Origin of the sequence: Allobosea sp. ASV33 (assembly GCF_016428755.1) — a bacterium.
In the GTDB taxonomy this organism is placed as follows: Bacteria; Pseudomonadota; Alphaproteobacteria; order Rhizobiales; family Beijerinckiaceae; genus Allobosea.
Genome location: NZ_JAELTI010000072.1, coordinates 1 through 22,766 on the forward strand (window position 1 = coordinate 1; position 22,766 = coordinate 22,766).

20 protein-coding genes are annotated in these 22,766 nt (G+C 68.4%); 5 read left to right on the top strand and 15 right to left on the bottom strand.

Annotation, left to right across the window (positions count from 1 at the left end; genetic code table 11):
* The coding region (locus JHD80_RS18925; RefSeq protein WP_199090590.1) for an ArsR/SmtB family transcription factor at positions 1 to 185 on the bottom strand (185 nt) is incomplete at its 3' end.
* A 105-nt stretch (positions 186 to 290) separates the two neighbouring features.
* Between JHD80_RS18925 and JHD80_RS18930 the strand changes: the two genes are divergently transcribed.
* Together JHD80_RS18930 and JHD80_RS18935 are read left to right on the top strand one after the other, a co-directional pair.
* Positions 291 to 1,034, top strand: a complete 744-nt coding sequence (locus tag JHD80_RS18930; protein ID WP_199090592.1) for a sulfite exporter TauE/SafE family protein — start codon at positions 291 to 293, stop codon at positions 1,032 to 1,034.
* 101 nt (positions 1,035 to 1,135) lie between these two features.
* Complete coding sequence (locus JHD80_RS18935; protein WP_199090594.1) at positions 1,136 to 1,387, top strand: hypothetical protein; 252 nt, start codon at positions 1,136 to 1,138, stop codon at positions 1,385 to 1,387.
* 141 nt (positions 1,388 to 1,528) lie between these two features.
* Here JHD80_RS18935 and JHD80_RS18940 read toward each other — a convergent pair whose 3' ends face one another.
* On the bottom strand, positions 1,529 to 1,993 hold the full coding sequence (locus JHD80_RS18940) for a nucleoside deaminase (protein ID WP_248311645.1): 465 nt from the start codon (positions 1,991 to 1,993) through the stop codon (positions 1,529 to 1,531).
* Positions 1,994 to 2,116: 123 nt separating this feature from the next.
* Here JHD80_RS18940 and JHD80_RS18945 point away from each other — a divergent pair, with 123 nt between their 5' ends.
* Positions 2,117 to 4,354, top strand: a complete 2,238-nt coding sequence (locus JHD80_RS18945) for a pseudouridine synthase (RefSeq protein WP_248311646.1) — start codon at positions 2,117 to 2,119, stop codon at positions 4,352 to 4,354.
* Positions 4,355 to 4,357: 3 nt separating this feature from the next.
* Positions 4,358 to 4,921, top strand: a complete 564-nt coding sequence (rsmD, locus tag JHD80_RS18950) for a 16S rRNA (guanine(966)-N(2))-methyltransferase RsmD (protein WP_199090602.1) — start codon at positions 4,358 to 4,360, stop codon at positions 4,919 to 4,921.
* A gap of 27 nt (positions 4,922 to 4,948) precedes the next feature.
* Here rsmD and JHD80_RS18955 read toward each other — a convergent pair whose 3' ends face one another.
* From JHD80_RS18955 to JHD80_RS19000, 10 genes are all read right to left on the bottom strand, one after another.
* Entirely contained in the window at positions 4,949 to 5,377 is a 429-nt protein-coding gene (locus JHD80_RS18955) for a GFA family protein (protein WP_199090603.1), read from the bottom strand.
* Positions 5,378 to 5,414: 37 nt separating this feature from the next.
* Positions 5,415 to 7,220, bottom strand: coding sequence for a DNA mismatch repair endonuclease MutL (gene mutL, locus JHD80_RS18960; RefSeq protein ID WP_199090605.1), 1,806 nt, complete (start codon positions 7,218 to 7,220; stop codon positions 5,415 to 5,417).
* A gap of 148 nt (positions 7,221 to 7,368) precedes the next feature.
* Positions 7,369 to 8,694, bottom strand: coding sequence for a glucose-6-phosphate isomerase (locus tag JHD80_RS18965; protein ID WP_199090607.1), 1,326 nt, complete (start codon positions 8,692 to 8,694; stop codon positions 7,369 to 7,371).
* Positions 8,695 to 8,826: 132 nt separating this feature from the next.
* Positions 8,827 to 10,122 carry a M16 family metallopeptidase gene (locus JHD80_RS18970; protein WP_199090609.1) on the bottom strand — a complete coding sequence of 432 codons (1,296 nt, stop codon included), beginning with the start codon at positions 10,120 to 10,122 and terminating at the stop codon, positions 8,827 to 8,829.
* A 58-nt stretch (positions 10,123 to 10,180) separates the two neighbouring features.
* A complete protein-coding gene (locus JHD80_RS18975; protein WP_349237301.1) occupies positions 10,181 to 11,470 on the bottom strand; it encodes a M16 family metallopeptidase in 1,290 nt (429 codons plus the stop codon).
* Between the two features lie 119 nt (positions 11,471 to 11,589).
* Positions 11,590 to 12,234, bottom strand: coding sequence for a hypothetical protein (locus tag JHD80_RS18980; RefSeq protein ID WP_199090612.1), 645 nt, complete (start codon positions 12,232 to 12,234; stop codon positions 11,590 to 11,592).
* Between the two features lie 126 nt (positions 12,235 to 12,360).
* Positions 12,361 to 12,843, bottom strand: coding sequence for a signal peptidase II (gene lspA / locus JHD80_RS18985; protein ID WP_199090614.1), 483 nt, complete (start codon positions 12,841 to 12,843; stop codon positions 12,361 to 12,363).
* Complete coding sequence (gene ileS / locus JHD80_RS18990; protein ID WP_199090616.1) at positions 12,843 to 15,857, bottom strand: isoleucine--tRNA ligase; 3,015 nt, start codon at positions 15,855 to 15,857, stop codon at positions 12,843 to 12,845. Before ileS ends, lspA begins: the two co-directional genes overlap by 1 nt.
* Positions 15,858 to 16,060: 203 nt before the next feature.
* The gene (locus JHD80_RS18995) at positions 16,061 to 17,044 is read right to left on the bottom strand and encodes a bifunctional riboflavin kinase/FAD synthetase (protein ID WP_199090618.1); all 984 of its coding nucleotides are present in this window, start codon (positions 17,042 to 17,044) and stop codon (positions 16,061 to 16,063) included.
* A 96-nt stretch (positions 17,045 to 17,140) separates the two neighbouring features.
* Positions 17,141 to 17,596 (bottom strand): MaoC family dehydratase, encoded by a 456-nt coding sequence (locus JHD80_RS19000; protein WP_248311648.1) that lies wholly within the window; start codon positions 17,594 to 17,596, stop codon positions 17,141 to 17,143.
* Between the two features lie 227 nt (positions 17,597 to 17,823).
* Between JHD80_RS19000 and JHD80_RS19005 the strand changes: the two genes are divergently transcribed.
* Positions 17,824 to 18,210 carry a response regulator gene (locus JHD80_RS19005; RefSeq protein ID WP_199090620.1) on the top strand — a complete coding sequence of 129 codons (387 nt, stop codon included), beginning with the start codon at positions 17,824 to 17,826 and terminating at the stop codon, positions 18,208 to 18,210.
* A gap of 119 nt (positions 18,211 to 18,329) precedes the next feature.
* On the opposite strand, the gene JHD80_RS19010 is transcribed toward JHD80_RS19005, so the two are convergent.
* The 3 genes from JHD80_RS19010 to JHD80_RS19020 form a co-directional block, all read right to left on the bottom strand.
* Complete coding sequence (locus tag JHD80_RS19010) at positions 18,330 to 19,184, bottom strand: TIGR01459 family HAD-type hydrolase (protein ID WP_465246534.1); 855 nt, start codon at positions 19,182 to 19,184, stop codon at positions 18,330 to 18,332.
* A 128-nt stretch (positions 19,185 to 19,312) separates the two neighbouring features.
* Positions 19,313 to 20,806: an EAL domain-containing protein gene (locus tag JHD80_RS19015; protein WP_199090622.1), complete on the bottom strand. Its 1,494-nt coding sequence runs from the start codon at positions 20,804 to 20,806 to the stop codon at positions 19,313 to 19,315.
* Between the two features lie 149 nt (positions 20,807 to 20,955).
* Positions 20,956 to 22,713 carry a tetratricopeptide repeat protein gene (locus tag JHD80_RS19020; RefSeq protein WP_199090624.1) on the bottom strand — a complete coding sequence of 586 codons (1,758 nt, stop codon included), beginning with the start codon at positions 22,711 to 22,713 and terminating at the stop codon, positions 20,956 to 20,958.
* Between the last annotated feature and the right edge of the window lie 53 nt (positions 22,714 to 22,766).

Below are 22,766 nucleotides of genomic sequence, written 5' to 3' on the forward strand. Positions count from 1 at the left end.
ATCAGACTGCCCTGCATCAGCTTGGCGAGGTGACCGCTCGCGGTCTGCGGCGCGACGCCGGCAATCCAGGCCAGCTCCTTCGCCGTCAGCGCGCGCCCGTCCATCAGCGCGTGCAGCATGTTGGCGCGGGCCGGATCGCCCATCAGATGGGCGATCTCCGCGAGATAGGGACCGTGGGTGCTCATGCCGGCATGATGCGCCATCGCCGCCGCATCGCAAGCGGGAACACTACGGCGACGGCCGTAGCGTCGGGCCGCGACAGCCGCCGCGAGCGATGCCACAAGCGAGACATGGACAACACGCCCCTCTTCCTTTTCGTCACTGCGACATTCGTGCTCGCCGGCTTCGTCAAGGGCGTCATCGGACTGGGCTTGCCGACCATCGCGGTCGGCATCCTCGGCGTGGTCATGGCGCCGGCACAGGCGGCTGCGCTGCTGGTCGTACCCAATCTCGTGACCAATGGCTGGCAGATCGCGACCGGGCCGAAGCTCGGGGCCACGCTGAAGCGGCTCTGGCCGATGCTCGCGACCATCTGCCTCGGCACCTGGGCCGGCGCGGGGCTTTTGCAGCAGCAGAAGGATGGCAGCGCCACGCTCTGGCTCGGCGCCGCGCTCGTTCTCTATGCGCTCGTCGGTTTGAAGGCGGCGAAGCTGCGCGTTCCGGCGCGCTGGGAAAGCTGGCTCGGACCTGTCATCGGCTTCACCACGGGCGTCGTCACGGCGGCCACCGGTGTCTTCGTGCTGCCGGCCGTGCCCTATCTGCAGGCGCTCGGCTTCGACAAGGACGAGCTGGTCCAGGCGCTCGGCATCTCCTTCATCGTCTCGACGCTGGCGCTCTCCTTCGGCCTGATCGGAGCCGGGGCGCTCAACGGCACCGTCGCCTGGCAGTCGCTGCTGGCGCTGGTTCCGGCTCTCATCGGGATGGGCGGCGGCCAGTTTATCCGCAGCCGTATCTCGCCCGCGACCTTCAAGATCTGCTTCTTCGCCGGGTTGCTGACGCTCGGCGCCTATCTCTGCTGGCGGGGCCTGGCTTGATGGCCCGGCCCTTGCGTAGCGAAGTTGGACCGCGTTCGCAGGCTTAACCAAGCGCTAACCATACGGGCGCAGCCTCGACCGCAGCAACGGGAGCGCCTCACATGGATGCCTTCACCATGGTCGTCATGGCCTGCGTCGCCGGCGAGACGCATTGCGCCACCAGCCGCGTCAGCGAGATGGACTTTTCCACGGTGCAAGCCTGCGAAGCACGCGTCGACGACGTCCTCCGTTCGATGACCCGGGAATTCGGCAAGCGCCCGGAATTCAAGGGCCGGCAGGTGACCTATGACGTCTCCTGCATGGACCGCGCGCAGCTCGCGGCGAAATTCGGCATCGCTTCGTCGGATACGTGAGCAAATTCGCCCCAGAAACTCGCTGTCATTCCGGACAAGCCGCGTCAGCGGCGCTGATCCGGAATCCATCGTAAAACGCGGCGCTCTATGATGGATTCCGGGTCTGCGCTTCGCTCCGCCCGGAATGACAAGGAAGGTGGATCAACGCCGTTCGCGGAAGAAGTCCCGGAGCAGCGCCGCGGCTTCCGTCTCGCGCAGGCCGCCATAGACCTCCGGCGCATGGTGGCAGGTGGGGCTTTCATAGAGCCTGACGCCGTTCTCAACCGCCCCGCTCTTCGGGTCGCCCGCGCCGAAATAGAGCCGCCTGATCCGCGAAAACGAGATCGCCGCCGCGCACATCGGGCAGGGTTCGAGCGTGACGTAGAGATCGCAGCCGATCAGGCGCTCGCTGCCGATCACCTCGCAGGCGAGCCTGAGTGCCAGCATCTCGGCATGGGCGGTCGGGTCCTTCAATTCCAGCGTGCGGTTGCCGGCGCGGCCGAGGACCGTTCCGTCACGCACCACAACCGCACCAACCGGCACCTCGCCGCGCAACGCGGCCGCCTTCGCCTCGTCGAAGGCGAGTGCCATGGCGTCGACGGTGGATGAGTGTTGCGGCAGCGACATCGAAAACCCCAGTTTTCACGCTCGCAGCAAGGGAAAGCCTCTGCTACAAGCGCCGGCTATAGCGAATAAGCGAGCCAGGCCTTTCCCGCAAAGCGGTTGTGCTCGGCCGGCTCAGGAGCAACCATGAAAGACGACGACAACAACAGAGGCCGCGGCCCGCGCAAGGGTGGCGGCGCCGGCGGCCGTGGACCCGGCTCCGGTGGCAAAGGCTTCGGTGGCAAGAGCTTCGGCAGCCGCCCCAGTGGCGAAGGTCGCGGCCCCGCGCGCGAAGGAGAGCGCAAGCCCTTCCGCAGCCGCCCCGCGGGCGATGATCGCCCGGCTCGCGACGGCGAGCGTAAGCCCTTCCGCGGCCATTCGGTCGGCGACGAACGCCCGGCCCGCCGCTTCGAGCGCCCTGCCGGCGCTGAGGGCGAGGCTCCGCGTCCGCGCCGCTTCGACGGCGACCGCCCGGTCCGCGCCAGGGCGGAGGGCGAAGGCCGCGGCTTCCGCGAGCGCTCCGGTGATGAGCGTCCGCACCGCCCGACCCGGACAGGCGAGCGTCCCTTCGCCGGCCGCGACAGGCCGCAGGGCGACCGGCCGCCGCGTGGCGAGGGCCGCGATGGCGAGAAGCGCTTTTCGCGCCCGCGTACGCCCCGCTTCGAAGGTCAGGATGATCGCCCGCGCCGTCCGCGCGAGGATGCACCCGAGCGCAAGCTGATTACGGCGGAGGAGCCGGAGCGCATCGCCAAGGTGATGGCGCGCGCCGGCGTGGCCTCGCGCCGCGACAGCGAGGCGATGATCGCGGAAGGCCGCGTCAGCGTGAACGGTACGGTGCTGGACAGCCCGGCCCGCGACGTGAAGCCGACCGATATCGTGCTGATCGACGGCGAGCCCTTGCCGGCCCGCGAGCGCACAAGGCTGTGGCTCTACCACAAGCCCCGTGGCGTGGTGACGACCAATTTCGATCCGGAAGGCCGCCCCACCGTCTTCGACGTGCTGCCGGAGGACCTGCCGCGCGTGCTGACCATCGGCCGCCTCGACATCAACACCGAAGGACTGCTGCTGCTGACCAATGACGGCGGGCTGGCGCGCGTGCTGGAGCTGCCGGAGACCGGCTGGCTCAGGCGCTACCGCGTGCGCGCTTTCGGCGAGGTGACGCAGGATGTGCTCGACACGGTCAAGGACGGCGTCACCATCGATGACGTCCATTACGGGCCGGTGATCGCCCGCTTCGAGCGTCAGCAGGGCTTCAACACCTGGCTGACGGTCGATCTGCGCGAGGGCAAGAACCGCGAGGTCAAGACCGTGCTCGAGCATCTCGGGCTGACGGTGAACCGCCTGATCCGCATCTCCTTCGGCCCGTTCCAGCTCGGCGAGCTCGAGGAGGGCGAGGCTGACGAGATCCGCTCGCGCGTATTGCAGGACCAACTCGGCACCGAGCTCGCAGCCAAGGCCGGCGCCGATTTCGAATCGCCGCGCCGTGACGCCCTGCCCGCCGCGCCGCGCCCGGCGCCTGCCGGCGACGACCGCCCCCGCCGTCGTCGCGAGCCGGTCGAGGATGAGCATGAGACCCGCCGCGAGGCGGTGCGCGAATTGCGCGGTGACAAGCCCTGGACCCGCACCGTCTGGCGCGATGCCGAGACTGAGCCGCAGCGCGAACGCAAGGCTCCGCCGCGGCGCGGTGCCGATCCGAAGCTGGAGCGGCAGGAGCGCGAGGCCACCGGCGATGTGAAGCGCCGCCGCGATACGCCGATCGCCGACCCCAAGGGGCGGCGCGTGCTGGTCGAGCGCGTCCGCGCTCCCGTGGCCGAGGAACGCGAAGCCCCGGCACGCGATAGCAAGCGCAGGCCCGACCGCCTGCCGCGCCAGCAGCGCGGCGCCCAGGAGCGTGGCGGCGACGAGACCCGCACCTCGCGTCCTCTCACGCGCACCGGCGGAGACGAACGGCCGGCACGGCGCCCGCGCAGCGATGCCGGCGAACGCGACCGCGGCGGCGATCGCCCTTGGGAGGACCGCGCGCCGCGTGGCGAGCGTCCCGACCGCGCGCCGCGCGACGGCGCCGAGCGGCCCGCCCGCGCCTTCCGCGAGCGTTCCGCTGAGGACCGGCCGCGCGGCCGCAGCTTTGGCGACAAGCCCGCCGGCAAGGGCTTCGGGGGCAAGAGCTTCGGCGCGCGATCTTCGGAGCGCTCGGGCGATGACCGGCCCCGTGGCCGCAGCTTCGGTGACAAGCCGGCGGGCAAGAGCTTCGGCTCGCGCTCCGCGGATCGTCCCGCCGGCGGCGGACGGCCGTTCGGCGGCAAGCCGGGCGGCGGGCGCCCGGGTGGTGGCGGCAACGGTCCGCGCTCCGGCGGCGGTGGTCCGCGCGGCGGCAGCCGCGACTAAGCGATGCGGATCGTCGGCGGACGCCTGGGCGGCCGGCCTCTGGCCGGCCCGAAACCGGGGATCGGCAGCATCCGGCCGACCTCGGACCGCCTGCGCGAATCCCTGTTCAACGTGCTCGTCCATGCCTATGGCGACACGGTCGAGGGCGCACGCGTGCTCGATCTCTTTGCCGGCACCGGCGCGCTCGGTTTCGAGGCCTTGTCGCGCGGCGCGGGCTTTGCGCTCCTGGTCGATGACGGCACGGAGGCGCGCGGCATCATCCGCGAGAACCAGATGGCTTTGGGCCTCGCCGGCTTCAGCCGCATCTTCCGCCGCGACGCGACGAAACTCGGCCCGATCACCGGCATGGCACCCTTCGGCCTCGTGTTCTGCGACCCACCCTATCGCAAGGGGCTGGGCGAGAAGGCGCTGGTCTCGGCCCGCGAAGGTGGCTGGCTTACACCGGGCGCGCTGATCGTGCTGGAAGAGGCAGCGGATGCCGAGGTCAGCCTGCCAGAGGGCTTCGAAGAGCTGGAGCGGCGGGGTTACGGCGAGACACAGGTGATGTTGCTGCAGGCCACATCCTAAGCCCTCACGACGTCCCCGCCGCAGACCTCAGCCTTGGCTCGGCTCGTAGCGTAGGATGCCGGCTATGCCCACCTTTGCCCCGGCGGGCCTATCGCTGGGATGGTTGATACCGTCATTGACCTGCAATTCCCGGAAATCGAAGGGGCTGGCGCCAACGATGCAAGCGACGTTCACCCCGAGCTGGCCGGGATTCGAGCGGCGCTGGTGATGGGTGTAGATGCCGCAGCCCAGGCAGAAATAGTGCTTCGCCGTCCGGGTATTGAACTGATACTCGCCGAGCTTGTCCTCGCCCGAGACGATCCGGACGTCGCTCGCCGAAACGACGACTGCGCCGCGCATGCGGCAGAACGAGCAATCGCAGCGGCGCGCGGTGTTCATGCCATCGACCAGGGTCGCTTCGAAGCGAACGCTTTTGCAGTGACAGGCCGCCTGAACAATCTCGCCACCTGCCATCATCGCCTCCTGGACCGCCGTGTCGACGCCTTATACGCGCTTACCGTCGCCCGAACAGCTTCTCGATATCCGAGAGCTTCAACTCGACATAGGTCGGCCGGCCGTGGTTGCACTGGCCGGAATTGGGCGTGATCTCCATCTCGCGCAACAGCGCGTCCATCTCCTCGGGGCGCATGCGGCGGCCAGCGCGGACCGAGTTGTGGCAGGCCATCGTCGCCAGCACATGGTCGAGCCGGCGCTCCAGCGAGCCGGCCGTTCCGTGCTCCGCCAGCGCATCGGCAACATCGCGGACGAGGCGCTGGAGATTGCCGCCGGCAAGCTGGCTCGGCGCCTCGCGGACCAGCACCGCGCCGGGGCCGAAGGATTCGAGGACGAGGCCAAGGCTTTCGAGCTCGCTACCGGCCGCGATCAGGCGGTCGGCATCTACGGGATCGAGCTCGACCACTTCCGGCAGCAGCAGGGGCTGGCGGGCGATGCCGTCGCGGGCGCGCTCGGCCTTGAGGCGCTCATAGACGAGGCGTTCATGGGCAGCGTGCTGATCGACGATGACGACGCCCTCGCGGGTCTGGGCGACGATATAGGTCTCGTGGACCTGGGCACGGGCGGCGCCAAGCGGCCGGTCGAGCGCATCGGCGGACGGTTCTGCGAGATGAGCGCGGGCGTCGGCTGAAGGCGCGCCGAAATCGGAGAAGCCGGATTGCGGAGCGCTCGACGGGAACGGAGCCGGCGCGTTCCAGCCCGGCGCCTGCGGGAAGGATGGACGCGGGATCGCGTTGCCGCTGCCGCCCATCGAGAGCACGGCGCGGAAGGCATCGAGCGTGCGGGCGCCACCGGTCGTGGTGGCGCGATGGCCGGCGGCGGCGAGCGCCGCCTTCAGGCCGGAGACGACGAGGCCGCGCACCAGCGCGGGATCGCGAAAGCGCACTTCGCTCTTGGCAGGGTGGACGTTGACGTCGACCGAGCGCGGATCGCAGCCGATATCGAGGAAGAGCACCGGATGCCGATCGGAAGGCACGACATCGGCATAGGCGCCGCGCACCGCCGAGAGTAGCAATTTATCGCGAACCGGGCGGCCGTTGACGGACAGATGCACGCCGGCCGAGGTGCCGCGATGGAAGGTCGGCAGGCCGGCGAAGCCGGAAATACGGAAGCCCTCGCGCTCGGCGTCGATGCGCAGCGCATTCTCGGGAAAGTCGCGGCCGAGCGCCCGGCCGAGGCGGCGCAGCAACCCCTCTTCCCCGATCGGCTCGGCCGGCCAGTCGAAGGCGCTGATATGCTCGCCTTCGAGCGAGAAGCGGATCTCGGGATGGGCGATGGCGAGGCGCCGCAGCATCTCGGAGACGGCCTGCGCCTCGGCCCGGTCGCTCTTCAGGAATTTCAGGCGGGCCGGGGTGAAGATGAAGAGGTCCGAAACCTCGATGCGCGTACCGGGCGCAGCCGCAACGGGGCGGACGACGCCCTTCTCGCCGGCCTCGACGACGAGACCGGAGCCCTGCGCGGCATCGCGCCGGCGCGTCGCGATTGAGAGCCGGGCGACCGAGCCGATCGAAGGCAAGGCCTCGCCGCGGAAGCCGAGCGTGTCGATGGCGAAGAGGTCGCCGTCGGGAAGCTTCGAGGTGGCGTGGCGGTCGACGGCAAGTTCGAGGTCATCGGGCGTCATGCCGGCGCCGTCATCGACGACGCGGATCAGTTCGCGGCCGCCGCCTTGGATGGTCACGGCGATGGCGCGGGCGCCGGCATCGATCGCGTTCTCGACCAGCTCCTTCACGGCCGCAGCCGGCCGCTCGATCACCTCGCCGGCGGCGATGCGATCGACCAGGACGGGATCGAGGCGGCGGACAGTCATCGAATTTTGGCGATCATTGGGAAACAGGGTTCGTCATTCTCGGGCGGAGCGAAGCGCAGACCCGAGAATCTCCTTCCGAAAGAGGCTCCCGAGCCTTCGTGTCACGAGATGCCCGGGTCAAGCCCGAGCATGACGCCCGCCCAACGACTCAGGCCCGCCCCTCGGCAAGATAGCGCTTGGCGAGGAGCTTTGCCTCTTCCACCGCCGGCTGGTCGAACGGGTCCACACCCATGGCGTAGCCGGTCAGGATCGTTTCCAGCATGAAATGCATCAGCATCTCGCCATGGCTGGTCTCGTCAATATGCTCGACATGGAAGCGGCGGACCGCGCAGCCGTTCTTGGCGAAGGTATCGATCATGGCGACCCCTTGAGCCGCGACGAGATCGCCGATCGTCTTGCCGGCGAAATCGGCCTGCCCGATCTTCTCGGCCAAAGCGGCGTCGATCTGCGGGCCCTTGCCCTTCACGCTGGTGGTGATGACCGTGAAGAACTTGTCCTTGGGGCCGGCGAGATAGAGCTGCTGCTGCGAGTGCTGGTCGACCGGGCCGAGCGCGCCGACGGGCTGCGTGCCCTGCCCGTCCTTGCCGAGGCTTTCGGCCCAGAGCTGCATCCACCAGCGGGTGAGCAATGCGAGCTTGTCGGCATAAGGCATCAGCACGGCGATGTTCTTGCCCGAGCGCATGGCGGCGAGATGAAGCGCGGCGCCGACAGCAGCCGGCGTCTCGCGGACATCCTTGCCGGCGAAAAGCGGCGCCACTGCGCGGCCGGCGCCGAGCCTGAGCGCCTCGATATCGAGGCCAAGCACGGCGGCGGGAAGCAGGCCGCAATTGGTCAGGACGGAATAGCGGCCGCCGACATCGGTGTGGTGTTCGAGGAAAGGCGTGCCGAAAGGCTCCAGCAGCGCGCGCAAGGGATGCAGCTTGCCGGATTTGGCCGGCTCGGACAGGCCCTCGAAATGCGTGCCGATCTCCTGGTCGGTCAGATGCGCGCCACGCAGGGCCTCGATCGCAGCGATGGACTGGAGCAGGGTTTCGCCGGTGCCGCCCGATTTCGAGATGGCAACGAATTTCGTCGTCTTGAGCGGGAGCTTGGCCAGCAGTGCCGCATAGGTCGCCGGGTCGAGATTGTCGATGAAATGGACGCGCACGCCGGAGGTGAATTGCGAGAGGCCGGCGATGCCGTAGCCGGTGAGCTGCGCCAGGGTCTGGCCACCGAGGCTGGAGCCGCCGGTGCCGAGCACCAGCACATCGGTAGTGCCGCCCGATTTCAACCGATGGGCCGCGGCCTTGACCGGGCCGAGATCGGCGGTATCGCTCGGCAGCTTCAGCAGCGGGAGCGAGCCGTCTTTCGCCTGCGCCTGCAGCTTCGCCAGCGCGGGCTTGAGATCGGCCAGCGCCGTCTCGAAGGCCGCATCGGGGATGCCCCCTTTGCCGACCTTGGATTCGAGCGCGAGATCGAAGCTTTGCTGAAGCATGAACCTATCCGTATCGACGAGAAGACGAGCGGAGCGTTGGGCTGAACATCATATTCAGCCCAATGCTCCCTTTTCAATTCCGCATCGGCCTATCCGAAAACCGCGATCCACTTTTCGAGCCGATGCCCCATTTCAGACCAGCCCGACCGGCTTGCCAACCGCCTGCACGAGCAGGTCGGGGTTGCCGAAGAGCCGTTGCGCGGCGCGCTTGACGTCGGCGAGCGTGACGGCCGCGAAGAGGCCGTTGCGGCGGGCCAGGAAATCCGGCGTGTCGCCGCGTAGCGCAAGCGCCAGCAATTCGCCGGCGATCTTCGGCGAGGTGTCGAAACGCAGCGGGTAGGAGCCGATGATATAGCGCTTGGCCTCCTCGACCTCGTGCTCGGTCGGGCCTTCCTCGGCGAGCTTCAGCATCTCCTCGCGAATGACCTTCATCGATTCGGCGGCGCGGTCGTTGCGGGTGGCTGTGCCGCCGACCAGCATCGCGCTCTCGCGCAGCGGCATCAGGCTGGAGGAGACGCCATAGGCGAGGCCGCGCTTCTCGCGGACTTCCATGAACAGGCGCGAGGTGAAGGCGGAACCGCCGAGGATATGGTTCAACACGCTCGCGGCGATGAAGTCCGGATCGTCCCACATCAGGCCCGGCCCGACAAAGCGCAAAACGGTCTGCGGCACATCGAGATCGATGACATGGGTCTGGCCGAGCCCCTGGATCGGCCAGGCTTCAGCCGGGCGCGGCCGCGCCTCGCCCTGCGGCAAGCCACCGAAAAGCGCATCGAGCCGGCCCGCGAGCTCGGCCGCGGTGATGTCCCCGACGACGACGATCTTGAGCCCGGCACGATCGAGCAGCGCCGGCCGCAGCGCCCTCAGCGCGGGCGCCTCCAGCCTGGAGACGCTGTCGATATCGCCCTTCTCGGGCCGGCTGTAGGCATGCCCCGGGAAAGCCGCGGCATAAAGCGCGTTCCGGCACATCACCTCGGGATTCTTAGCCTGGCGCTGCAGGCCGGCGATGATCTGGGCGCGGACGCGGGCGACGGCATCGGCGTCGAAGCGCGGCTGGTTGAGCGCCAGGCCGAGCAGCTCGAAGGCCGTATCGCGATGCGTCGAGAGCGTCTGGAGATAGCCGTGGAAATCGTCGCGGCGCGCATCGAAGCCGAGGCTGATCGCATGATCGGCCATGCGGCCCTGGAAAGCCTCGGCGTCGAGATCGCCGGCGCCCTCGTCGAGCAGGCCAGAGATCAGATAGGCAGTGCCGGCGGCGTTGTCAGGATCGCGGCTGGCGCCGCCGTCAAAGGCGAAATCGACCGCGATCAGCGGCAGGCTGTGCTCCTCGACAAGCCAGGCCTCGACGCCGCCGGGCGAGCGGACGGTCTGGACGGCGATGGCGGGGCCGGCGGTATTGAGCTTGGGCGTCGGAATCGGGGCGTTCATGGCGCTTCCTGTCGGCGGGACGCAAAGGCCCCGCCCGTTCGAACACGGGACGGCGGCGTCAGGCCGGCAGCAGCAAGCCGGTGACGCTGCGATCAGGCTTGAGATAGCGGCGCGCCGCCTCGATCACGGCATCGCGCCCGACGGCCTCGATCCGCTGGGGCCATGCGAGCACATCCTCGACCGTCTCGCCCACGGCCAGCGCCGAGCCGAAGATGCGGGCGAGCGAGGACTGGTTGTCGCGGGCAAAGACGGTCTCCGCCACCAGCCGCGTGCGGGCGCGGGCGAGTTCGAGCTCGCTTGGTCCGTCCGCCAGGAAGGCGGCGAGCGCCGCATCGAGGCCGGCTTCCATCGCCGCCATCTCGACGCCGGGGCGCGGGCTGGCGGAGAGCTGGAAGGCGGCGCGATCGACCATCGAACCCATGAAATAGGCGCTGGCGCCGGCGGCCAGCTCGTCCTCGACGCAGAGCCTGCGATAAAGCCGCGACGTGGTGCCGCCACCGAGGATCTCGGCGACGAGTTCGAGCGCGAGCACCTCGTCGCGCTCGCCGGTCGTATAGGTCGGGGTCAGCCAGCCGCGGCGCAGCGAGGGCTGCTGCACGCGCGGATCGTTGAGTTGCACGCGGCGCGAGGCGCGGGGTTCCGGCTCGATCGGGCGGGAGCGGACGGGCGCCGCGCCGCGCGCCGCGATCCTGCCATAGGTGTCCTCGGCGAGGCGACGGACCTCAGCGGCATCGGTGTCGCCGGCGACGACGAGGATCGCGTTCTCCGGCGTGTAGAAGCGCTGGTAATAGGCGAAGGCGTCGTCCCGGCTCAGGCGCTCGATCTCGTGCTCCCAGCCGATGATCGGCGTGCCGTAGGGATGGTGGAAGAACAGCGTCGCGGAAAACTCCTCGCCGAGCTGGGCGGCGGGGTCGGAATCGACGCGCATCCGCCGCTCCTCCAGCACCACGTCGCGCTCGGGGGCGACCACGCCCTCGTCGAAGGAGAGGCCGGTCATCCGGTCGGCCTCGTAATCCATCATCGCGCGCAGATGTTCTTTCGGCACGCGCTGGAAATAGGCGGTGTAGTCGAAGGAGGTGAAGGCATTCTCCTGGCCGCCGAAGCCGGCGACGATCTTCGAGAACTCGCCGGCCGGCCAGCGCTCAGTGCCCTTGAACATCAGGTGCTCGAGGAAATGCGCGATGCCCGACTTGCCGGCGGGATCATCGGCCGAGCCGTTGCGATACCAGACCATGTGCGTGACGACCGGCGCGCGCCGGTCCTTCACCACCACGACATCGAGGCCGTTGGCCAACCGGAACGCTTCGACCGGCTCCGCCAGGTCGATCCGGTGCGCATGACTGTTCACCTCGGGTCGTCTCCACGCTCAGACAGAAAAGGGCGGGCACGATGCGCCCGCCCCTGATAGCCAACTTGGTCAAGCCATTGCGTTTCGGCAAGAGGCGGCGAGGCCTCTCGGCAATCGGGTCATCGGCCCGTCATGGGCTTCTGGCCAGCCGCGAACTCACGCTCGCCCACCGCCTGCGTGTTCTCGACCGGGCCGCTCAGGCCTGGGCCAAGCGCAGCGGTGCCAGCCGGGCGGCGATAGCCGGTCGGCGGCTCGATCAGGGTGCGGCGCGGCGGCTCGGAGCCGTAGGTGAGCTGCTTCTCGGCCTCTTCGTTGTAGTGCGCGGCCTGTTCCTTGCCGATGCGGATCGGCTCGATGACATCGCGGTAGAGGTCGTTATCGCCGCGCGCAGGCGCGGCAGGCCTCTGCGACGCGGTGGTCGTGCGGCCGCGGCGGATTTCCTGGGGGGAGAGCATCGGATTGTCGCGCACGCCGTCGGCCGGAACGTAGCGGCGCTCCCGATCTTCCTTGCGGCGCTCCACATCCGGATCCTTCGGCCAAGCGGCATTGCGCGCGCTGGCGGATGGCTGCGGCGGCGGCAGGGTCGAGTTCGGCGGCACGACCAGCGGAGCCCGCTCGCGATAGTCGATATCGGGAGTGCTCTTGCCGAACGTGCCTTCCAGCAGGTTCTTGAACAGCATGCCGTCCTGCGCAAAGGCGGGCGACGCCCCGAGCACAAGCCCGCCGGCGATGAGCAGATGAGCCACGCGAATGCGTTCGGCCATGTCAAATCTCCCTTCGGACGATCTCGCCCGGTGATTTCGCATCGGCTTTGCCCGAAAACCGCGCTCCACCTTTCGGGCCGATGCTCTAGAACCCAGACGAACGGCAAAACAATGGCGAGGCCGTCGTTAAGCTGTGTTTTCCGCGCTCGGGCGGAAGGACTCATATAGCAGGCCGAGCACTCCGACAACGATCGCGACATCGGCGATGTTGAAGATATACCAGCTAAAGCTGCCCCAGTGGACATGGACGAAATCGACGACCGCCCCATAGACGGCACGGTCGAGTCCATTGCCGAGCGCCCCGCCGATGATCAGCGCGAGGCTGAACACCGTGAAGCGCCGCGGCTCGCGCCACATCCAGCGCCAGAGCCAAATCGCCGCGACGAAGGAGATGACGACGAGGAACCAGCGACCGAGATCGGTGCCCTGCTGGAACAGGCCATAGGAGATGCCACGGTTCCAGGCGAGGACGATCGTCAGGAACGGGGCAAGATCGAACGGCCCGTTCTGCGCCAGCCCGACGCTGTAGAGTAGCCAGCATTTCAGGAGCTGATCGGCAATGAAGACGATCAGCAGCGTGGCGAGGCCGAAACGACGGGCAGGCGTCATCAGGCGCGCACTCCCAGCTCCTTCAGAGCCTTGGCGTCGCGCGGCGTCACCTGCGGATAGGCCTTGTCGGCGCTCGCCGGATCGAAATACTTCCAGGAGCGGGCGCATTTGATCCCGGACGCGCGATGCGGAACGACCGCGACGCCGGGCACGTCGGCGAGGCGGAACGCGTCAGCCGGCCCCTCGCCGCTCTCGACTACGATACCGGAGGTGATGGCGACCTCGGCGAGGTCGATCCCGGACAAGGCCGCATACAGGTCCGGATCGGCGACGAAGACCTGCGGCGCGGCCTCGAGCGAGGAGCCGAGGCGCTTGGCCGCGCGCTCCAGCTCCAGCGCGCCGGTGACGACGCGGCGCACGCGGCGGATCTTGCTCCAGCGCTCGGCCAGTTCCGGATCGAGCCAGCCCGCCTTCGCTTCCGCGAAACGCTCGAGATGGACCGAGCCCTCGCCCGCCTTCTGGTCGGGATAACGGTCGAGCCAGGCTTCCTCGGCGGTGAAGACCAGGATCGGCGCGAGCCAGGTCGTCAGGCAGCGGAAGAGATGGTCGACGACCGTCAGCGCGCTCTTGCGGACATGGCTCGACAGCGGGTCGCAGTAGAGCGCGTCCTTGCGCACGTCGAAATAGAAGGCCGAGAGCTCGGTGTTCATGAACTGCGAGAGCAGGAACACGACCTTCTTGTAGTCGTAGGTGCGATAGGCTTCCTCGACCTGCGGCCCCAGCTCGGCGAGGCGGTGCAGCATCAGCCGCTCCAGCTCCGGCATGGTCTGCGGATCGGAAACGCGGACGTCCTCGCTGAAATGGGCGAGCGTGCCGAGCATCCAGCGCATCGTGTTGCGCAGCTTTCGATAGGTCTCGACGAAGGTCTTGAGGATCTCCTTGCCGATGCGCAGGTCGTCCGAATAGTCGGCTGCCGCGACCCAGAGGCGCAGGATGTCGGCGCCGGAATCCTGGATGACGGTCTGGGGCGCGGTGACGTTGCCCTTCGACTTCGACATCTTCTCGCCCTTCTCGTCCAGGCAGAAGCCATGGGTCAGGACGATATCGTAGGGCGCCCGCCCGCGCGTGCCGCAGCTTTCGAGCAGGCTCGAATGGAACCAGCCGCGATGCTGGTCCGAGCCTTCGAGATACATCACACGGTCCTTGCCGCCATCGCCGCGGCGACGGGCGCGCAGGTCGGCCCGCTTCTCCAGCGTGAAGGCATGGGTCGAGCCCGAATCGAACCAGACGTCGAGCACGTCGGTGACGCGCTCGTACTGCGCGGGATCATAGCCGAAGGGCTTGAGGAAGCGGGCGCCGTCCGTATCGGTGAACCAGGCGTCGGCGCCCTCGGCCTCGAAGGCTTCCGCGATCGCAGCGTTGACCCGGGCATCGACGAGGATGTCCTTGGTCTCCTTCTCGACGAAGACGGTGATCGGCACGCCCCAGGCGCGCTGGCGCGAGACCACCCAGTCCGGGCGGTTGGCGATCATGCCGGTGATGCGGTTCTCGCCGGCGGCGGGAACCCATTCCGTCTCCTTGATCGCCTTCAGCGCGCGGTTGCGCAGCGTGTCGGCATTGCCGCCGGCAACCGGCTGCGGATCGGCCGCATTCGGCGCCCCGGCCTCGCCGATCGGCTTGTCCATGGCGATGAACCATTGCGGCGTGTTGCGGAAGATCACCGGCTTCTTCGAGCGCCACGAATGCGGATACTGGTGCTTCAGGCGGCCGCGCGCGATGATGTTGCCGGCCTCGACCAGCGCCTTGATGACGACGTCGTTGGCATTGCCCTTGTCGCCCTTGTCGGTGATGACCTGCGCGCCCTCGAAGCCCGGTGCCTCCTTGGTGAAGCGGCCGTCGGCGTCCACGGTATAGGGGATACGGGTCTCGATGCCGCGCTCGGTGAGCTGGCGGCCGTTCGCCATCCAGACGTCGAAGTCCTCGCGGCCGTGGCTGGGCGCGGTGTGGACGAAGCCGGTACCGGCATCATCCGTGACATGGTCGCCATCAAGCAGCGGAACGACGAAGTCATAGCCGCGGCCGCGCAGCGGATGGGCCGTCGTAAGCGAGGCAAGCTCATCGGCGGAAACGTCCGCCACCAGCTCGAAAGCCTCGACCTTGGCCGCCTTGAAGACGCTCTCGGCGACATTCTTGGCGATGATGTAGATGGCCCCGATCTTGGCCCAGTTGTTCTCGGGCGCAGCCGTGACCTTGTAGAGGCCGTAGGCGATCTTGTGATTGTAGGAGATCGCGCGATTGCCGGGGATCGTCCAGGGGGTCGTCGTCCAGATCACGACTCCCGCGCCGGCCAGCGCGGCCGGACCGGTCAGCACCGGGAACGGCACGAAGATCGTATCGCTCGTATGCTCCTCGTACTCGACCTCGGCCTCGGCCAGGGCGGTCTTCTCGACCACCGACCACATCACCGGCTTGGAGCCGCGATAGAGCTGGCCGGTCTCGGCGAATTTCATGATCTCGCGCGCGATCTGCGCCTCGGCCGGATAGGCCATGGTCAGGTAGGGGTTGGCCCAGTCGCCCTCGACGCCCAGGCGCTTGAACTCCTCGCGCTGGACATCGACCCAGTGCTCGGCGAAGGCGCGGCATTCCTTGCGGAACTCGACGACCGGAACGTCGTCCTTGTTCAGCCCCTTGGCGCGATACTGCTCCTCGATCTTCCACTCGATCGGCAGACCGTGGCAGTCCCAGCCCGGCACATAGTTCGAATCGTAGCCGAGCATCTGCTGCGAGCGCGTGACGAGGTCCTTCAGCACCTTGTTCAGCGCATGGCCGATATGGATGTTGCCGTTGGCATAGGGAGGGCCGTCGTGGAGCACGAACCTGTCGCGCCCCTGCCCCGCTTCGCGCAGCTTGCGATAGAGGTCCATCTTCGCCCAGCGGGCGAGCAGTTCCGGCTCGCGCTGCGGCAGGCCGGCGCGCATCGGGAACTCGGTCTGGGGCAGGAACAGTGTTTGCGAGTAGTCGACGCTGTCGGCAGCGGTCTCGGCGGCTTTGGCGGTGCTGGTCTTGTCAGTCATCATCCGGCTCGGACAGTCGGGACGGCGGGCCGGTCGAGGCCTCGGGCATCCACGCGTAAAACGGGAAAAGCGGTCTTCAACCCGGACTGCGCAAGCGCCCGCGCTAATCTAGCGCGAGGCGGCAGCCGGGCCCGTAATTCGCCGGGAAAGATCGATCAGCATGGCGCGTTCTGCGGGCATGAAGGGCTTCTAGCAGGCGCGGCCTACGGAAGGAAGGGCGGCGTTCCCGCCAGGATGTCGCGTGCGCGGGCGCTATCGGCATCCATCTGGGCGATCAGGGCCGGGAGCGAATCGAACTTCTCCTCACCGCGCAGCCAGTCGACGAAGGCGACATCGACGCGCTGGCCGTAAAGGTCACCGGAGAAATCGAAGACGAAGGTCTCGAGCCGCGGCGCGCCGTCATCGAAGGTCGGGCGGCGGCCGAAGCTTGCGACGCCGTCATGCCAGATGCCGTCGATCTTCATGCGCACGGCGTAGATGCCGTGGCGCAACTTGCAGTCGCGGGAAAGCTGCATGTTGGCGGTGGGATAGCCGAGCTCGCGCCCGCGCTTGTCGCCATGGGCGACGAGCCCGCGCACCAGCCAAGGCCGGCCGAGGAAGGTCGCGGCGCGGGCCACGTCGCCGGCTTCCAGCGCCGTACGGATCAAAGTGGAGGAGACCGGCTCGCCCTGCCAGGAATAGGGCGCGACGACCGAAACGGGCACGCCTATGGCAAGGCCATGGGCCTGCAGCATTTCCGGCGATCCGGTCCGGCCCTTGCCGAAATGGAAGTCGTAGCCGCAGACCAGGCCGGAGGCGCCGAGCCGCCCGATCAGCAGGTCATCGACGAATTGCTCCGCCGGAAGCGCCGCGATCTCGCGGTCGAAGGGCAGGACGAAGACCTGGCGCAAGCCGGCATCGGCCAGCAGTTCCAGCTTGAGCTGCGGCGAAGTCAGCCGGAAGACCGGCTCTTCGGGCCGAAAGACGCTGCGCGGATGCGGCTCGAAGGTGAAGGCGGCGGGCCTGCTGCCAAGCTCGGCGGCGAGGGAGGCGGCGCGGTGCGCCAGCTCGGCATGGCCGCGATGGACGCCGTCGAAATTGCCGAGCGCCAGGACGGCACCGCGCAACGCTTCGGGGATGGGCTTGTCGAGGTCGAGGACCACGGCCGTCGGCTCGGGGGGCTGCGGCGCATCGGCTTGGGATGGCATCGATCGGAAACGTCCACCTGCCCCAGCAAACAGGGCGATGACCGTCTTTGCGGCGAAGCCCGGCGGGGCGTCAAGGCCGCGGGCCGGTTACGCCCTTCAGCCGCGCGGCTTCGGCGGCATCGCGACCCAGGCCTCGCCCTCCATCACGGCCTTGCCGTCGACGAGGCACTCGCAGAAGAACCGGACCCTACGGCGCTCCGCGACGAGTTCGACGACCTCGACGCGGGCCATGACGACGTCACCGATCTTGACCGGGGCCAGAAAGGTCAATGTCTGCGAGAGATAGACCGCGCCGGGCCCCGGCAAACGCGTGCCGAGCAAGGCGGAAACCAGGCTCGCCGTCAACATGCCATGGGCGATGCGCTGGCCGAACTTCGTGTTCGCGGCGAAATGATCGCAGAGATGGATCGGGTTGGCGTCACCCGAGAGCTCGGCGAAAAGGGCGACGTCCCGCTCCATCACCGTCCGCATCAGGCTTTCGCTCTGCCCGACGGCCAGATCCTCGAAGGCATGAACGGTATAGAGCCCGCCGGGCATCGGCTGAACGGCCATGGATCACGCGCGGCTCGCGAGCCTGCGCCCTCCTGTCTGCAATCCGGTTAAGCATCTCGCAACCGCAACATGAGCGCAATTGGACTTTGGTGCGGCGCACCCGGCTACCCTTGGGTCACTTCGGCATCGGATTAACCGGTTCGCAAGGCGGGCCGGCTATCAACGCAAGCGAGCGGCACGGCGCTGGCATCTCCCAGCACCGCAACCGTCATGCCTGGAGCATCAGAATGGCTCTCGACCCATCCATGCCGATCCTCGTCGTCGACGACTACCAGACGATGGTCCGCATCATCCGCAACCTGCTGAAGCAGCTCGGCTTCGAGAATGTCGACGATGCCTCGGACGGCTCGGCCGCGATCTCGAAGATGCGCGACAAGAAATACGGCCTCGTGATCTCCGACTGGAACATGGAGCCGATGAGCGGCTTCGAACTGCTCCAGAAGGTGCGCGAGGAGACGGCGCTGGCGGAGACGCCGTTCATCATCGTCACCGCCGAATCGAAGACCGAGAACGTCGTCGCGGCCAAGAAGGCTGGCGTCAGCAACTACATCGTCAAGCCGTTCAACGCACAGACGCTGAAGACCAAGATCGAATCGGTCTGCGCCGCGGCGTAAGGATCGTCATGCTCGGGCCTGCCCCGAGCATCCCAGGACGAGAGAGCGCCCTATCCTGACGGAGTTTCTCCGGTCTGCGCTTCGCTCCGCCCGAGAATGACGGCGATGCTCCTGCTTCCTCACCACACCAGATGCGGCATCGCGTAGGCCGGGCAATGCGTCTGCCGGCCGAACCAGCCGTGACGCTCCTCCCATGACGCTTCCATCAGATCCTGGGCGTGGATGCCGGCCAGCACCATGATGCCGGCCGCGCCGAAAGCGTCCGCCCCGGCGATGTCCGTGCGGATGGCATCGCCCACCGCACAGATCCTGTCACGGGCGATCGAGCTGCCACGCGCCTTCTCGGCCGCAACAACCGCCGCCTCGTAGATCGGCCGATGCGGCTTGCCGGCATAGATCACCTTGCCGCCGATCTCCTCATAGGCCAGGGCGACCGAGCCGGCGCAGGGGATGATGCGGCCGCCACGCTCGACGACGAGGTCGGGATTGGCGCAGATCAGAGGCACATTGCGCGCGGCGAAACCGGCGAGCAGATCGGCATAGGTCGCCGCCGTGTCCTTCTCGTCGTCGAACAGACCGGTGCAGAGCACATAGGCCGCCTCGTCGGGGGAGGACTCGCGCACGTCGAGCCCGGCGATCAGCGGCAGGTCGCGGTCGGGACCGAGCCGGTACACCGGCTGGCCGGCGCGCTCGCGGATCAGGGAGCGGCAGACATCGCCCGAGGTGACGATCGCGTCCCAGGCCTCGCGCGGCACGGCGAAACCGTCGAGCTGGCCGATGATGACCTCAGCCGGGCGCGGCGCGTTGGTGACGAGGACGACGCTGACGCCATGCTGGCGCATCCGCATCAGCGCGGCGACCGCGTCGCGATAGGCGGCGACGCCGTTATGGACCACGCCCCAGACATCGCACAGGCAGAGATCGAAACGATCCGCGACGTCGGAAAAGCCCGCAAGCGGAAGGGTGGAAGCGATCCCCGATGACGACACTGTCTCGATCTCCGGCGGTTGAATGAGGGAGGCGGGCTTCGCCCCTCGACAAGACCTGATCTAGACGGGATTCGCCGGAAGCGGAACCGGAGAGCGCGGCGGGCAGCCGCGCGTCAGGCGCTGGCGCGGCGCAGGACGGCCCGGAAGGGCAGTCGTTCGGGCCGCGTTTCCTGCGGCGCGGCTTCCGGGAGCGCGGGCGAGGCCGGCATCCGCCTGTCCTGGCCAAGCAACCGATCGACGATGTTCTGCGGCGGCCGCGCGGCCTCGGGCAGCGGCTCCGGAGGCGGCGCGACGGAGGCGACTGCGGCGGGCGCAGGCTCCGGCTCGGCGAAGACCTCGGGCTTGACCGGGCGCGGCGGCGAGAAGGCCAGCCCCTGCCCCATCGTGGCGCCGAGATCGATCATGTCGGCCGCAGCCGGATTGTCCTCGACCTGATCGGCCACGAGGGTGACCGACATGCGAGCCAGCAAGGCGGCGAGATCGCCGGCATCGATATCGCTCTGGACGCGCCCCTCCACATGGGCCTGAAGCAGGGCAGCGGGCGCCTTCACATAGCGGATGCCACGATCGAACAGGGCGCGCGGATCGAGCCGCAGGTCCACCAGTTGGTCCAGCGCGAAACGCACGCCGTTCGCCGACATCGCGCCGAGCAGGCCGAGACTGGTCGGATCGAGCTCGCGGAACACCGTCTGTGGCATCTCGATGACGAGATGGGCGGTATGGTCGCGATACTTGTCGAGAATGCGGGTCAGGGTGGCCAGCGCCCGCGACGAGCTCCAGGTTGCATGGCTGAAATTGCAGGAGACGAAGATGCCGCCGTCCTTCGAGCCGAGATGGCGGGCGATCGCCAGGGCCCGCGTCAGGACGAGAGCGTCCAGGGTCGGCCCGAAGCCGCGCGTCTCGACGGTCTCGATGAACTCGTGAGGCAGCAGCAGGGTGTTCTCGTCGAGACGCAGGCGCGCCAGCGCCTCGTAGCCGCAGGTCCGGCGCTGGGGCAGCGAGACGATCGGCTGCAGATGGACTTCGAGCCGGCCTTCGCTGAGGGCCTTGCCGATCAGGGCCGCCCGCTCGGCCTCCGCTTCCTCCCGCGCCGCGGCGGCTGCCGCAGCGCGCTCGGCGGCGAGCTTCTCGGCCCGTGCGCGGCGGGCCGCTTCCGGATCGAGCACCACCTCGGGTATCGGCGCAGGCGCGGCGGCCGGAGCCGGTTCGGGCAGGCGCGCCAGGACGGTCTCATGGTCGGCCAGCGTCGTCGCGACCTGATGGATCAGGTCGCCGAGCAGGCCGACCTCGGCGGTCAGTTCATGGATCGCAGCACGCGCCGGCGCGGCATCGGCATCGCGCATCGGCATCTGCTCGACGCGCTGGGAGAGGGCATCGAGGCGAATGGCATTGGTGGCGAGCCTGACCTTGACCTCGCCGAGCCCGGCCATGGCCTGCTCGTGCCGGGCCAGGCCACGCTGCTCGAAGGCCCGCATCGCCAACATCGCCCCTGCCCCGGAGGCCAACAGGCCAAGCGCCGAGCCGAGCCCGCCCGGCAGCAGGATCGCAACCACCGCGCCGGCCGACAGGCCGGTCACGGCGCCAGCGAGAGGATGCAGAGCTTTCAAGCGGGCGGGTGCCACGGCAGCGTTCGCGCTACGTCAAGGAATCGGAATGGGGGAACGAATCACGGTCTCAAACCGCAGATTAACCTTGCCGGCGCGGTTTTGCGAGCGATCCGCCCCAGTTTCGCCACATCCCGTGCGCCGGCCGGGACTTACGGCTTGTTCGGATCGAGCGCCGTCAGAATCCGATCGATCACCGAGCCGGCGAAACCGCGCTTTTCGAGGAAAGCGCGCGGGTTTTGCGCGAAGGCCGGAGATTTCTCCCGCAATTGCGCGAGTGCCTTGGCCCGCCTTTCGGCATCGGCGTCGGCTGCGGCGTCGAGAGCCTGACCGAGCAGGCTGAGCGGGCTGGAATCGCCGGCGAGCATCGCAGCATAATTGTCGGAGGCCTTGCCCGAGCCGACCAGATAGGCGCCAAGGAACGCATAGAAATCGTAGCGCGCCGGCCGGGCGACGCTGAGGGAGGTCGCCTTTTCCAGAAGAGGCAAACCCTCCGCCGCGCGATCGAGCCGAACATAGAGCGCGCCGACATCGGCAAGGATTTCAGGATCGTAGGGATTGCGCGTCAGCGCCTCCCGGCCCATCTGGATCGCCTCGTCGGTCGCGCCGCGCAACAGCAGCACCTTCATCAGCGCCTGGTAGGCCCGCGCGCCCGACGGCGCCAGGCGGATCGCCGTCAGCGCGGCCACGAGGGAGCGGTCGAGCGGCGGGCGTCTGTTGTCGGCGTCGTCCTGCTGGCCAGCGCCTTGCCGGCCCGGGCCGGCATGCTCGCCCAGCGTCATGATCGCGAGGTGGGCCCAGCCCGGATAAAAGCCGGGCTCCTGCTCGACGAGCTGAACCAGGCAGGTCCGGGCCGCCAGATGCATCTCGGGCTGCATCGAGCGGCGCGCCTCGAACGCCTTCAGGATGCAGCGTATGGCGGGGGACGTCGCGCCCTGACGCGCATCGGCGGGAATGATGCCGAAGGGCTCGGTCAATCGCGTCGCCAGCCGCCGCGCCATCTCGGCAATGTCGTTCTCCTGGAGCGCAGCGATCGATGCCCGGCTCGACGAGGTCGTCCAGACGATGCGGCCATCCCGGACCGCGCGCAGGCGGGCGAGCCCCACGGCTCCAGCGTCGAGCCCCTGAACGTCGATCTCGATGGCATAGTCCACGTCCTCCTCCCCGGACGAGCCAGGGGGCGGCGCCTTGATGGTCACGATGTCATCGAAACGCGCCATGGCATCGACAAGCAGCGCCGAGAAGCGGCGCAGGACGGCTGCCAGCTTGGGATCGGAGGGCGGATTGGGAATGATGATCGCGACGCGCAGGAGCAGCGGCATCGCAGCCGTCTCGCGGGCTGCGCCTGCGCTCTGCTCGACCGCCGCGGGCTTCGCCTCTTCGGACGGGACCGGCCCGCGCGCCGGCGCCAGATACCACCAGCCGAGCGCGAGCAGGCCCAGCGCCAACGCGGCAAGGGTCAGGCCGGCCCAGCGGCGGGCCGTCCGCCTGTCCGGCTCCTGCGCCTCATCCAAGGCGTCGGCTGGGGCCCGGCTCCCCTCCCCGCCGAACCAGGTGAAGACCGGGACATAACCGCCGACCGGCATCGAGATCTGCACGGGATCGCCGCGACCGTCCCCGGCATAGTACTGCGCCAGCGCCCGCCTCAGCCGCCCGGCCTCGACGCGAACGATCGGATCGAGCTGCGGGTTGAAATCGGCCGGCCGGCCGAGCCCCTCGACCGCGATCGTATAACCCTTCAACTCGGCCGCGCGGCCCTCGACCGTGCGCTCGACGATGAAGCTCAGGAAGGCCGAGAGCTGGGGCGCGGCGCGAAAGGCGTCCGAGACGAGGACACGGTCGAGACCCGCGCGAATGATCGCAGCGGCTCTGACGTCCAGCCGTCCAGGATCATCAGCACTTTCTGCCATCGGGGTCCGTTCTGCCCTTCGCCCCTCAAGCGGGGAGTTTACGCCATCCACGA

Bases quoted from the DNA above. Each gene is read 5' to 3' on its own strand.
- JHD80_RS18955 (WP_199090603.1), bottom strand. From the start codon at position 5,377: ATGATGGCAGGTGGCGAGATTGTTCAGGCGGCCTGTCACTGCAAAAGC.
- ileS (WP_199090616.1), bottom strand. From the start codon at position 15,857: ATGACTGACAAGACCAGCACCGCCAAAGCCGCCGAGACCGCTGCCGAC.
- JHD80_RS18995 (WP_199090618.1), bottom strand. From the start codon at position 17,044: ATGCCATCCCAAGCCGATGCGCCGCAGCCCCCCGAGCCGACGGCCGTG.
- JHD80_RS19000 (WP_248311648.1), bottom strand. From the start codon at position 17,596: ATGGCCGTTCAGCCGATGCCCGGCGGGCTCTATACCGTTCATGCCTTC.
- JHD80_RS18940 (WP_248311645.1), bottom strand. From the start codon at position 1,993: ATGTCGCTGCCGCAACACTCATCCACCGTCGACGCCATGGCACTCGCC.
- rsmD (WP_199090602.1), top strand. From the start codon at position 4,358: ATGCGGATCGTCGGCGGACGCCTGGGCGGCCGGCCTCTGGCCGGCCCG.
- JHD80_RS19020 (WP_199090624.1), bottom strand. From the start codon at position 22,713: ATGGCAGAAAGTGCTGATGATCCTGGACGGCTGGACGTCAGAGCCGCT.
- lspA (WP_199090614.1), bottom strand. From the start codon at position 12,843: ATGACGCCTGCCCGTCGTTTCGGCCTCGCCACGCTGCTGATCGTCTTC.
- JHD80_RS18930 (WP_199090592.1), top strand. From the start codon at position 291: ATGGACAACACGCCCCTCTTCCTTTTCGTCACTGCGACATTCGTGCTC.
- JHD80_RS18980 (WP_199090612.1), bottom strand. From the start codon at position 12,234: ATGGCCGAACGCATTCGCGTGGCTCATCTGCTCATCGCCGGCGGGCTT.
- JHD80_RS18970 (WP_199090609.1), bottom strand. From the start codon at position 10,122: ATGAACGCCCCGATTCCGACGCCCAAGCTCAATACCGCCGGCCCCGCC.
- JHD80_RS18945 (WP_248311646.1), top strand. From the start codon at position 2,117: ATGAAAGACGACGACAACAACAGAGGCCGCGGCCCGCGCAAGGGTGGC.
- mutL (WP_199090605.1), bottom strand. From the start codon at position 7,220: ATGACTGTCCGCCGCCTCGATCCCGTCCTGGTCGATCGCATCGCCGCC.
- JHD80_RS19005 (WP_199090620.1), top strand. From the start codon at position 17,824: ATGGCTCTCGACCCATCCATGCCGATCCTCGTCGTCGACGACTACCAG.
- JHD80_RS18935 (WP_199090594.1), top strand. From the start codon at position 1,136: ATGGATGCCTTCACCATGGTCGTCATGGCCTGCGTCGCCGGCGAGACG.
- JHD80_RS18965 (WP_199090607.1), bottom strand. From the start codon at position 8,694: ATGCTTCAGCAAAGCTTCGATCTCGCGCTCGAATCCAAGGTCGGCAAA.